We start from the raw sequence: 10,236 nt of genomic DNA, 5'->3' as shown, positions 1-10,236 counted from the left end.
GAGTGCCGACGATCCGGGTCTGCACGCCCTGCCAGAGCAGCACACCGTGGTCGGGTGGTTGGCCACCACCGCCCGGGTAGAACGCCGAACGGTCCAACACGATGCCCTGCTCGGCATCGGAGTGCAGGACCGTGCACGTCCATTCGCGCAGGGTCGGGTCGGCAAGGTCCAGCCGGTGCGTCCGGCCGTGCTGTGTGACGCCCATGACAGGGCAGGTTACTCGTTCAGGAAGCCGGAGATGCGGTCCCGCAGATCGGCGCGTTCCGACCAGAGCACGCCGGGCCGGTCGTACACGTGCAGGGTGGCCTGGGGAAGCGCCACGGCGAGCCGCTCGGCGACCTCGACCGGGTGCAGGTCGTCGCCCGCGCAACCGATCACCAGCGCCGGTGCGGTGACCGCCGTCAGGTCACCGATCTGGCGCAGCGGTGTCTGGTCGGTGAGCGTGGCCAGACCGTCGGCGAGACCGTCGCGGAGCAGTTGGTCGAGCCGTTGTCGCAGGTAGGCCCAGCCGGCCGGGGTGTTACGCACAGCCGGGGGCAACTCCAGCGTGACGATGTCGGCGACCGCCGAGGCATCCCCGCTCTCCACCGCTTCCAGGAGGTCGGTGATGCGCTCCCGGGCGGCCGGCCCGCGTGGCTCGTCGAGGACCGCCGGCAGGAAGAAGACCAGCTTGTCGAAGCGCTCCGGGCTCTCCACGAGGAGTCGGCAGAGGGCACCCGCGCCGAGACTCGCGCCGAACGCCCGGCTGGCGCCGCCAAGGTCGGCGATCGCCCGCAGATCCCGGGCCAGGTCCAGATAGTCCCATGGCCCGTCCGGGGCTTCGGAACGGCCGTGCCCACGGAACTGGAAGAACACCTTGCGACCGTTCACCCCACTGCCGAACGGTCGGGTGGTGGCGATGCCGTTGCCCAACCCGTGCGCGAACACGGTGACCGGATCACCGGTGCCGGTGACCAGCCGTTCCAGCCGTACACCGTGCGGGGTGGTGATCAGCTCGGTCTCCGGCTCCGGCAGCGCCGGCCGGCCGGTACGCGGCCCACCCGGCCCGGGACCCCAGGTGCGGGGCCCGCTGTCGGGTGGGGGCGGCCAGCGAAAACCTCTCACCAGAACCCTTTGCCGTCACCGAGTTCGCGGAGGCCAATTCGGACATCGAGCAGGTAGATCAGACCGGCGGCGATGCCGACCAGTCCGAAGAGACTGATCGGACCGAAGCCGAGCAGGGTGAGCACGAGGCAGACCGCCAGGATGGCGATCCAGCCGCCCTTGGGCAGCGTCCCGATGGCGGGGAAGGCGTCGGAGCGCTGCGTGATCGCGTGCACCAGGGCGACGCCCTGAACGATCAGCGCGAAGACGAGCAGGATCAGCTGGATCACTTCACGGACGGCGAAGGCGAAGATCGGCGCGGCGTTGGCCATGCCGGCCAGTTTATGTCCACGACCCCGGCTACGTCCGACAAGGACGCCACCGGGGTCGCGGCCACGGTGAACTACTCGGCTGCCGGACGGGTCCGCTTGGTGGCCCGGGGAAGCTTCGCCGACGGGGCCTCGACCGGCTTGGCGGCCTTCGGCGCGCGGGCGGCCTTATTGACGGTGGCCGGCTTGGCCTCGGCGATCTCCGCCACGTCGGCCGGGGTCGGCGCGTCGGTGGGGGCCGCAGCGGTGGGGGTGGCGGCAGCCGCGGGGGTGGCGGCCGGCGTCACGGCCTCGGTGGCCTCGATGTCGGCGTTGACCGTCTCGGCGGCCTCCAGCACGCCGGCACCGACGACCCGCTCGCCCCGGGCGACCAGCGCGCCGTACGCCGCGAACGCGCGCTCCTGGGCGACCTGGGCGCCCGCGACCACCAGGGCGGCGTTGCGGGTCGCGGCGGCGCGCAGCTTGTCGATGTCGGCGGCCTCGCGCAGCTTCGCCAGGTCGGCGGTCTCGTTGGCGGTGCGCAGCGTCTCGGTGGCCTTCTGCTTCAGCTCGAAGCCGGTCAGCACGGCCCGGCCGCCCAGGTCGGCGACGACCCGGGTGCTGAGGACGCCGACCACGGCCGGCAGCTTGCGCAACTGCTCGATGGCCAGCTCACCGGCGCCGGCAGCGGCGTAGATCGGGGCGGGGATGCGGTTGGTCTTCGGCTCGCTCATGACGTCTCCTCTTCGGCCGCCTCGGCGGCCTTCTTCTTCTGGGGGATGCTGGTGCTGCCCGGGGCGGGGGCGGTGCCCGCCTCGGTGACGGCGACCGACTCGAGCACGGCCTCGGTCGGGGTGCCGCCGACGGTGGTGGGGCCGGTGGCGGCCACATTGGCCAGGTCCGCGGCCTGGCTGGCGGGCTGGTCGGCGGGCTGGTCGGCCTGCGCCGTCTCGGCTTCGGCCTGGGCCTCGGCCAGCCGGGTGTTCTCCCGGCGGAACGTCTCGTAGATCTGACTGAGCGACTGCTTCTGCGCCATCGTCAGGTCGGCGTCCACGGCGATGGCGGCGAGCACCCCGTGGCCTTCCTTGTCGTCGAGCAGACCGGCGCGCAGGTACATCGCCGGCGTGGAGACCCGCAGCGCGCTCGCCAGTTGCTGGAGCACCTCGGCGCTGGGCCTGCGCAGGCCGCGCTCGATCTGGCTGAGGTACGGGTTGCTGACCCCCGCCTGCTCGGCGAGCTGCCGTAGCGAGATCTTGGCGTTGCGCCGAAGATCGCGGATGAACCCGCCGACGTCGGGAAGGTCCTTGGGTGTGGCCATGGCAGCGACGCTAACCGCCCGCGCTAGCTGTTGCAAGCAAAACGCTAGCCATAGTTAGCAAGGTCTCAGGATCGCGTTTGCGCGCCGCTCGACCGATCCGTACGGTCCGTCCGTGGACAAGATCACAGTCAATGGAGCAAGCATCGCGTACGACGAGGCCGGCACCGGTTCGCCCGTCGTCCTGCTGCACGCCGGAATCGCCGACCGGCGGATGTGGCGGGGGCAGGTGTCCGCGCTCGCCGCCCGGCACCGGGTGATCGTGCCGGACCTGCGCGGCTACGGAGACTCCGAGCTCCCGCCGACCCCGTTCACGCACCACGACGACGTGGCCGGGCTGCTGGACGCGCTCGACCTGCCCCGGGCCGCCCTGGTCGGCTGCTCCTTCGGTGGGGCGGTCGCCATCGACACCGCGCTGGCCCACCCCGACCGGGTGAGCGCGCTCGCGCTGTTCGACACGGCGGTCTCCGGAAACGAGTGGTCCGACGAGGCGAACGACCTCTGGGACGACCTGGTCGGCGAGGTCGACCCGGACGACTTCGCCGCCGGTGCGGCCGGTGAGGTGCGGTTCTGGGTGGTCGGCCCGCGACGCCAGCCGGAGGACGTCGACCCGGAGCTGGTCGCGTTCGCGCAGGAGATGGACCAACGTGCCCTCGCCGCGGAGCTGGCGCTCGGCGCGGTCGAGGTGGGAGAGCTGTCGCCACCGGCGATCGGTCGTCTCGGTGAGCTGAAGATCCCCGTCCTGGTCACCGCCGGCACCGCCGACGTGCCGGACATCAGTCGGCTCGCCGACCGGATCGCCGCCGAGGTCCCCGGCGCGGTACGACTGCCCGACGTGCCGGACGCGGCCCACCTGCTGCCGCTGGAGCGCCCGGAGCCGGTCAACGCCGCGCTGCTCGACTTCCTGAGCTAGAGCGCGCTCACCAGAGCGGACGGACCGCCCCGACCGGTACCCCACCACCGAAGAGCGGCACCTCGGCGTACTCGGTCAGCACCGGAGCGTCCACGCCGAGCCGGCGCAGCGCGGAGACCAGTACCGGCATCCGGGCCCGGTCGGCGCCGTCGTCGATCTTCAACGCGACGGCGCCGACGCCCGGCAGCGCCACGGCGATCACGCCCTCGGCACCGACCTTGGCCAGCGCACCCGGGACACCACGCATCAGCCGGGTGTCGTCGGCCTGGGTGCCACCCACGATCTCCGGGTACGCCCGCATCGCGTCGGCCACCGTGCGCGGCACCGAGCCGGGCTCGGCGTCGACCAGCCGCAGGTACGCCCCGGCCAGACCGGCCAGCGACACCGCGAGGACCGGCGCACCGCAACCGTCGACCCCCACCGCCGCCGCCTGCTCGCCGGTGAACTCCTCGATGGCGGCCCGCAGCCGCTGCTGAAGCGGGTGCTCCGGTCGCCAGTAGCCTTCCCGCGACCATCCGGCGGCCTCGCAGGTCAGCAGCATCCCGCTGTGCTTGCCGGAGCAGTTCATCTGCACCCGGGTCGGGCCGCCACCGGCCCGGAGCACCGCCTCCCGGGCCGCGGCCCCCACCGGCAGGTCGGGCGGGCAGTGCAGCGCCGACGCGTCCAGCCCGGCGCGCTCCAGCAGCGCACCGACCCGAGCCAGGTGGAACTCCTCACCGGCGTGGCTCGCCGAGACCAGCGCCACGTCGGCCGGGTCGGTCAGGGCCAGGCCGGCCCGGAGCATCCCGATCGTCTGCATCGGCTTGCTGGCCGAGCGGGGAAAGATCGGCGAGGTCACGTCCCCGGCGGACGCCACCGCGACACCGGCGGCGTCAAGCACCACCACCGAGCCGCGGTGCGCACCCTCCACGAACCCGGACCGGACCACCTCGGCGAGCGGCGCGCCACCCTCGTACGTCTTCGTCACGCGCTGGACGGTACCGACGGTCCGGGGGTGCCCGGCGGCGGGGTGACCAGGAGGTCCACCGCCCGGGTGACAGGGGCGCGGGACAGACCCGGCCTTACAGCCCGAGCAGTTCGCGAGCCTCGGTGGTGGTCAATGGCGGGCGCTGGGCGAGCTGGGCGAAACCCACCGCGCGGGCCACCAGTTGCATGTTCGACTCCACCGGACGGCCCTTGGCGTACGTCACGGTGTCCTCCATGCCGACCCGCAGGTGCCCGCCGGTCGACAGAGCGGCCAGCATCACCGGGATCGTGCTGCGGCCGACGCCGGTGGCCGAGAAGGTGGTGCCCTCGGGCAGGTCCCGCAGCATCCGGTGGGCCGCGACGAGGGTCTCGGTGGTGCCCGGCATCCCGCCCGGCACGCCCATCACGAAGTCGACGTGCACGTGCCCACCGGCCGGCAGCCCGTACTTGCCGAGCAACCGCTGCAACGCGGACAGGTGGCCGAGGTCGAAGATCTCGTACTCCGGCACGATCCCGCGTTCCTGCATCCGGGTGTGCAGGTCGACGATGAACTCCCAGCGGTTGAGGAAGACGTCGTCGCCGAAGTTGACAGTGCCCATGGTGCAGGAGGCCATGTCCGGACGGGCGTCGAGCACGGCGAGTCGGGCGGCCTCCGGGTCGGTCACCGCGCCACCGGAGGAGAGCTGCACGATCAGGTCCGTGCTCTCCCGCAGCGCCGCCACGGTGTCGGCCAGCCGCACCGGGTCGAGCGTCGGTCGGGCCTCGTCGTCGCGGATGTGGACGTGGATCACGGCGGCGCCGAGCGCCTCGCACTCCTTGGCGGTGAGCAGCAACTCGTCGAGGGTCACCGGCAGCGCCGGCACCTCCGCCTTGGCCGACTCAGCGCCGGTCGGGGCCACCGTGATCAACGTCCCTGTCGTCATGCCGGCGATCCTAGACGGCCCGGTCAGGAGGGGTCGATCGCCGCTGCGGTCTCGCCGATCAGCAAGGCGGCGTCGTCCGGGACGTTCCGCTTCAGGACCGCGAGCGCGACCTGGCCCAGCTCGTGGTGCAGCACGGCGGTGCCGACGAAGCCGACCGCCCGGCCATCGAGCGTCACCGGCGTACCGGCCACCGGCGGCTGATCGGTGGTCACCCCGTCCAGATGCAGCAGTACGAGGCGACGCGGCGGCCGGCCCATGTTGTGCACCCGCGCCACCGTCTCCTGCCCCCGGTAGCAACCCTTGTCCAGATGCACCGCCGGGGCGATCAGGTCGACCTCGGCCGGGATGGTCCGGTGGTCGGTGTCCACCCCGACCCGGGGCTGCCGGGCGGCCACCCGGATCGCCTCGTACGCCCACAGCCCCGCGAGCGGGACGCCGGCGCCGCGCAACTCCGCCACCACCTGGTCCATCGCCGACCGGGGCACCAGCAGGTCCACCCCGAGCGGACCACGTCGGGCCCAGCCGCCGATCGGCAGCGGTCGTACGTCGTACCGCGCGCTCGCCCGTGGTGGCACGGCACCGTGCGGGAACTTCGGACCCGGCACCGCGACCACGTCCGGTGCGGCGAGCCCGGTCACGCCGAGCGAGCCGAGCGCCTCCATGGCCGCCGGCCCCACCAGCGACAACAGCGCGCGCTCGGCCGTCGCGTCGCGTGGCTCGACCTTGCTGAAGAACCGCATCTTCTCCAGGTAGGTCAGCAGACCCTCCGTCGCACCGGGCTCGGTGTCGAGCCAGGCGGTCTCGCCGTCCTCGGCGACCATGGCGTGCTGCTCGACGTGGCCGTGCGGGGACAGCACCAGCAACTCGGTGCCCTCGCCTGCGGAGAGCGCGGTCAGGTGCTGCGAGGTGACAGTGTGCAGCCAGCTGGCCCGCTCTTCCCCGGGCACCGCGATGACCCCCCGGTGCGACCTGTCGACCAGACCGACAGCGGTGTCGAGGGTGCGCTGCTCGCGCAGCGGGTCGCCGTAGTGCGCGGCCACCCCCCGCACACCGGCCGCGACGTGCGCCGGATCTGGCTGGTCACGGCTGGCCTCGTCGATGCTCTCGACGGCCACCGCGCCCGCGATGTCGATCATTTTTCGTCCCCGTTCTCGCAGCGTACGCAGACGCCGAAGAGTGACACGTGCCCGATGTCCACCCGGAACCCGCGCTGCGCGGCCAACTGGTCGGCGAGCGGGCGGAGCAGCTCCGGATCGATCTCGTCGATCGCGCCACACTCCTGGCAGACCAGGTGGACGTGTTGGTGCTCACCGGCGGCGTGATAGGTCGGCGAGCCGTGCGACAGGTGCGTGTGGGTGACCAGGCCGAGCCGTTCCAGCAGCTCGAGCGTGCGGTAGATGGTGGTGATGTTGACGCCGGCGGCCACCTCCCGGACTGCGGTGTGCACCTGCTCCGGAGTGGCGTGGCCCAGATCGAGCACCGCCTGGAGAACGAGCTGCCGCTGGGCCGTCAGCCGCAGCCCACGGGCCCGCAGCATTTCCGCGAGGGAGGATTCGGACACGCTCCGATCATAGTTCGGCCACCAGGCTGTTCCCCGCACCGCGATCGATCACCGCTACGCTCGCGGTCATGGTGACGTCGTCCGTCGGCAATGTCCCGGCTGCGCCGAGCCCGCGGATCGCCGTGCTCGGGCAGGGCCTCATCGCGACCGACGAGCCCGTGCTCCGCGGCGACGACCTGGGCGTTCTGCGCGGCGACGGGCTCTTCGAGTCCATGCACCTGCGCCAGGGCCGGCCGTGGTTGCGCGACGAGCACCTGGCCCGAATGACCACGGCCGCGGCGGCCGTCGACCTGGACCTGCCCCCCGCCGACGCGCTCATCGACCTCCTCGACACGGTGCGTGCGGGCTGGCCCGCACCGGTGGAGGGCGCGCTACGACTGGTCTGCACCCGGGGCTCCGAGGCCGGCGGCCCGCCGACCGTCTACGCCACGCTGACCGAGGTGCCGGCGTCGTCGCGGGCGGCCCGGCGGAACGGGATCACAGTGGCCACCCTGCCGTTGGGGGTGCCCGCCGACGCGCGTACCGGGCTCGACTGGTTACCGGCCGGGATCAAATCCACGTCGTACGCGGTCAACAGCGCCGCCCGCCGCTGGGCACAGCGGGCCGGCGTGGACGACGTGCTCTGGGTCTCCTCCGACGGGTACGCCCTGGAGGGGCCGATCGCGAACGTGGTGTGGCTCACCGCGGGCACGCTCTGCACCGTGCCGGCCGCGACCACCGGCATCCTGCCCGGCACGACAGCGGCCTGGCTGCTCGCCCATGCTCACGAGCTGGGCCTGGACGCCGCCGAACGGATGGTCACGCCAGCCGAGCTGCACGCCGCCGACGGGGTCTGGTTCAGCTCGTCCGTGCGCGGGCTCGCCGAAATCCGAATGCTGGACGGGGTGCGCCGGAACCCTTGCCCGCGCACCCCCGCCCTGCACTCACTGCTGGGCTTCCCCGTCGGGTAGCGGTCAGCCGCCGACCCGGACGAGTCGGGCGGAGAGGTGCGGACTGAGCCCGTGCCCCATGGCGGCCATCTCCTGGGCGTAGAGCAGCGCACCCTCGACGATGCCGAAGAGCCGGTGCCCGCCGGTGACCTCCTTGGCGGTCGGAGTCCGGATCACCGCGTCGGTGGCGAACTCGAGCTGCGTGCCGGTGCGCTTGCCCAGGTGCAGCTCCATCACCCCGGTCGGGGTGGTGATCAGCGCCTCCAGCTCGTCGGTCGCCCGCCCGTCCACCAGCACCGGTCGCCACCAGCCCACCTCGCGGCCGGCCGGACGGACCGGCTTGCTCTGCTCGTCGAGGATCCACGCACGCGACTCGTAGTGCAGGAACGGTCGGCCGTCGTGGCTGATCCGAATTTCCTGCGCGTAGTCGAAGTCCTCGATGGTGGGGAAGCCGCCCTTGCCCCGACCGCGCCACAGACCGATGTACGGCAGCAGGGCGTCCAGCGCGGGGTGCAGCTTCGGCCCGACCCGCAGGTCGTGGCTCTCCTCGAACGGGTACTCCTCGACCGGCGGCGCGTTCAGCCACGGCGGCTGCAGCGGGTTCTCGCTCATCAGCGTCACCAGCGTCCTCTCGAAATGCGTACGGCAAGGTAGACCAGGCCACCGGCGAGCCCGCCCAGGCCAGCGACCAGCAGGCTGACAAACCCGATCTCGGTAACCATCCCGGCCATCCTATGCTGGGCCACATGGCCCGCAATCTCGTCGTGAAGGCCACCGCGGGGGCGGACGCCCCGGAGCGGTGCGCGCAGGCATTCACCGTCGCCGCGACGGCGGTAGCGGCCGGGGTGGACGTCTCGCTCTGGCTGACCGGTGAGTCCACCTGGTTCGCGCTGCCCGGTCGCGCCCAGCAGTTCGACCTGCCGCACTCCGCGCCCCTGGCCGAGTTGTTGCACGTCATCCTGACCAGCGGCCGGGTGACCGCCTGCACGCAGTGCGCGGCCCGTCGGGAGATCGGCCCGGACGACGTACTCCCCGGCGTCCGGATCGCCGGTGCAGCGGTTTTCGTCGAGGAGGCGTTGGCCGAGGGCGCGCAGGCGCTCGTCTACTGACCGCACGGCGGCGGCCTGTCGATCCGAGCGGAGTGCCGATACCGACCCGACATCTCGGACGGCTGCCTACGATTCGGATGTGACCGAGGCGGCGGAGAGGTTCTTCGAGACACTGCCGTCGCGCGCAGCCGAGGTTCTGGGCGGCCTGGCCGACGGCACCCTCCAGATCGACCTCGGCGACGACCACCGCACCGAACACTGGCTGGTCCGGATGCGACCCGGGTCGGTGCAGGTCACCCGAGGGCGTGGGCCGGCCGACGCGATCTGGTACAGCAGCGCCGACCTCTTCGACCGGCTGATCCGCGGCGAGGCCCAGGGGGTCGCGGCGGTGCTGCGCAACGAGAGCACGTTCAGCGGGAACGTGGTGCTCTTCCTCGCCTTCCGCCGGTTCTTTCCGGACCCGCCCGGCACCCGCGACCCCCGCGAAACGGCCCGCCGAGCAGCCGGGCGACTTCGATGAAGGACCTCGTCAGCATCCTGGACGGCAACACCTTCCTGGTCAGCGACCGGCGTGGCGACATCGAACCGTCCTACGACTTCCCCACCGGGCTGTTCTCCTTCGACACCCGCTTCCTGTCCACGTGGGTGCTCACCCTGGACGGCGAACGGCTGCACGCCCTCTCCGTCGACGATGCCGAGTCGTACCGCACCCGGTTCTTCCTCGCCCCCGGCGAACCCACGCACTATCTGGACGCCAAGGCGTCGGTGATCCGCAGCCGGGCGATAGTGGGCAGCTTCGAGGAGGAACTGACAGTGCTGAACCACCTCGGCGCGGAGGTCGAGTGCACCCTCCGGATCGAGATCGGGGCCGATTTCGCCGACCTGTTCGAGATCAAGAACTCTCGGCAGAAGCGGGGCCGGACCACGATCACGGTCGCCGAGAACGAATTGCGGCTGTCCTACCGGCGGGAGGCGTTCCACCGGGAGATGGTGGTCAGCACCACCGCGCCGGCGCAGGTCGACGACACCGGAATGACCTTCCGGATCCGGATAGCCCGCAACGACAGCTGGACCACCAGACTGCACGTGTCCAGCGTCGTCTTCGGTGCCCGGGGCGAGGACATCCGGGCCACCCTCCCGTACGGCGGCAGCCGCAGCGCGGACGCGATCCGGGCCGAACAGCAGGAGC

General features: G+C 72.2%; 14 protein-coding genes and 2 pseudogenes. 5 read left to right on the top strand and 11 right to left on the bottom strand.

The window, feature by feature from the left end:
* From ABZ749_RS19715 to ABZ749_RS19695, 5 genes and pseudogenes are all read right to left on the bottom strand, one after another.
* Window positions 1-205 (bottom strand): annotated as a pseudogene (locus tag ABZ749_RS19715) (alanyl-tRNA editing protein); the annotation flags it as partial.
* An 11-nt stretch (window positions 206-216) separates the two neighbouring features.
* Window positions 217-1,104, bottom strand: coding sequence for an alpha/beta hydrolase (locus tag ABZ749_RS19710; RefSeq protein WP_355005802.1), 888 nt, complete (start codon window positions 1,102-1,104; stop codon window positions 217-219).
* Entirely contained in the window at window positions 1,101-1,415 is a 315-nt protein-coding gene (locus ABZ749_RS19705; RefSeq protein WP_334507220.1) for a DUF2516 family protein, read from the bottom strand. The genes ABZ749_RS19710 and ABZ749_RS19705 overlap by 4 nt, the downstream gene beginning before the upstream one ends.
* Before the next feature lie 71 nt (window positions 1,416-1,486).
* Window positions 1,487-2,125 carry a hypothetical protein gene (locus ABZ749_RS19700; protein ID WP_357229739.1) on the bottom strand — a complete coding sequence of 213 codons (639 nt, stop codon included), beginning with the start codon at window positions 2,123-2,125 and terminating at the stop codon, window positions 1,487-1,489.
* Window positions 2,126-2,238: 113 nt separating this feature from the next.
* Window positions 2,239-2,709 (bottom strand): annotated as a pseudogene (locus tag ABZ749_RS19695) (helix-turn-helix transcriptional regulator); the annotation flags it as partial.
* Window positions 2,710-2,821: 112 nt separating this feature from the next.
* Between ABZ749_RS19695 and ABZ749_RS19690 the strand changes: the two are divergent.
* Window positions 2,822-3,619: an alpha/beta hydrolase gene (locus ABZ749_RS19690; RefSeq protein ID WP_357229737.1), complete on the top strand. Its 798-nt coding sequence runs from the start codon at window positions 2,822-2,824 to the stop codon at window positions 3,617-3,619.
* A gap of 7 nt (window positions 3,620-3,626) precedes the next feature.
* On the opposite strand, the gene ABZ749_RS19685 is transcribed toward ABZ749_RS19690, so the two are convergent.
* From ABZ749_RS19685 to ABZ749_RS19670, 4 genes are all read right to left on the bottom strand, one after another.
* Window positions 3,627-4,586 (bottom strand): asparaginase, encoded by a 960-nt coding sequence (locus tag ABZ749_RS19685; RefSeq protein WP_355005806.1) that lies wholly within the window; start codon window positions 4,584-4,586, stop codon window positions 3,627-3,629.
* A 94-nt stretch (window positions 4,587-4,680) separates the two neighbouring features.
* Entirely contained in the window at window positions 4,681-5,508 is an 828-nt protein-coding gene (locus tag ABZ749_RS19680) for a 3-keto-5-aminohexanoate cleavage protein (protein WP_357229734.1), read from the bottom strand.
* 23 nt (window positions 5,509-5,531) lie between these two features.
* Window positions 5,532-6,644, bottom strand: coding sequence for a folate-binding protein (locus tag ABZ749_RS19675; protein ID WP_357229732.1), 1,113 nt, complete (start codon window positions 6,642-6,644; stop codon window positions 5,532-5,534).
* A complete protein-coding gene (locus ABZ749_RS19670; protein ID WP_357229730.1) occupies window positions 6,641-7,069 on the bottom strand; it encodes a Fur family transcriptional regulator in 429 nt (142 codons plus the stop codon). Before ABZ749_RS19670 ends, ABZ749_RS19675 begins: the two co-directional genes overlap by 4 nt.
* 68 nt (window positions 7,070-7,137) lie before the next feature.
* On the opposite strand from ABZ749_RS19670, the gene ABZ749_RS19665 reads away from it, so the two are divergent.
* Window positions 7,138-8,019, top strand: a complete 882-nt coding sequence (locus ABZ749_RS19665; RefSeq protein ID WP_357229728.1) for an aminotransferase class IV — start codon at window positions 7,138-7,140, stop codon at window positions 8,017-8,019.
* Between the two features lie 3 nt (window positions 8,020-8,022).
* On the opposite strand, the gene ABZ749_RS19660 is transcribed toward ABZ749_RS19665, so the two are convergent.
* Complete coding sequence (locus tag ABZ749_RS19660) at window positions 8,023-8,613, bottom strand: FABP family protein (protein ID WP_357229741.1); 591 nt, start codon at window positions 8,611-8,613, stop codon at window positions 8,023-8,025.
* Window positions 8,614-8,615: 2 nt separating this feature from the next.
* Entirely contained in the window at window positions 8,616-8,720 is a 105-nt protein-coding gene (gene mtfM / locus ABZ749_RS19655) for a small membrane protein MtfM (RefSeq protein WP_030327764.1), read from the bottom strand.
* A gap of 12 nt (window positions 8,721-8,732) precedes the next feature.
* On the opposite strand from mtfM, the gene ABZ749_RS19650 reads away from it, so the two are divergent.
* The 3 genes from ABZ749_RS19650 to ABZ749_RS19640 form a co-directional block, all read left to right on the top strand.
* Window positions 8,733-9,107: a DsrE family protein gene (locus tag ABZ749_RS19650; RefSeq protein ID WP_124820325.1), complete on the top strand. Its 375-nt coding sequence runs from the start codon at window positions 8,733-8,735 to the stop codon at window positions 9,105-9,107.
* A gap of 79 nt (window positions 9,108-9,186) precedes the next feature.
* Window positions 9,187-9,567, top strand: a complete 381-nt coding sequence (locus ABZ749_RS19645) for an SCP2 sterol-binding domain-containing protein (RefSeq protein WP_357229726.1) — start codon at window positions 9,187-9,189, stop codon at window positions 9,565-9,567.
* The coding region (locus ABZ749_RS19640) for a glycogen debranching N-terminal domain-containing protein (RefSeq protein ID WP_357229724.1) at window positions 9,564-10,236 on the top strand (673 nt) is incomplete at its 3' end. The genes ABZ749_RS19645 and ABZ749_RS19640, both read left to right, overlap by 4 nt.

Source organism: Micromonospora sp. NPDC047753 (assembly GCF_040642735.1).
Classification (GTDB): domain Bacteria; phylum Actinomycetota; class Actinomycetes; order Mycobacteriales; family Micromonosporaceae; genus Micromonospora.
The sequence above is the reverse complement of the archived record's forward strand: the minus strand, read 5'-3'. Positions and strand labels throughout refer to the sequence as shown.

Bases quoted from the DNA above. Each gene is read 5' to 3' on its own strand.
- ABZ749_RS19675 (WP_357229732.1), bottom strand. From the start codon at position 6,644: ATGATCGACATCGCGGGCGCGGTGGCCGTCGAGAGCATCGACGAGGCC.
- ABZ749_RS19665 (WP_357229728.1), top strand. From the start codon at position 7,138: ATGGTGACGTCGTCCGTCGGCAATGTCCCGGCTGCGCCGAGCCCGCGG.
- ABZ749_RS19705 (WP_334507220.1), bottom strand. From the start codon at position 1,415: ATGGCCAACGCCGCGCCGATCTTCGCCTTCGCCGTCCGTGAAGTGATC.
- ABZ749_RS19700 (WP_357229739.1), bottom strand. From the start codon at position 2,125: ATGAGCGAGCCGAAGACCAACCGCATCCCCGCCCCGATCTACGCCGCT.
- ABZ749_RS19680 (WP_357229734.1), bottom strand. From the start codon at position 5,508: ATGACGACAGGGACGTTGATCACGGTGGCCCCGACCGGCGCTGAGTCG.
- ABZ749_RS19650 (WP_124820325.1), top strand. From the start codon at position 8,733: ATGCTGGGCCACATGGCCCGCAATCTCGTCGTGAAGGCCACCGCGGGG.
- mtfM (WP_030327764.1), bottom strand. From the start codon at position 8,720: ATGGTTACCGAGATCGGGTTTGTCAGCCTGCTGGTCGCTGGCCTGGGC.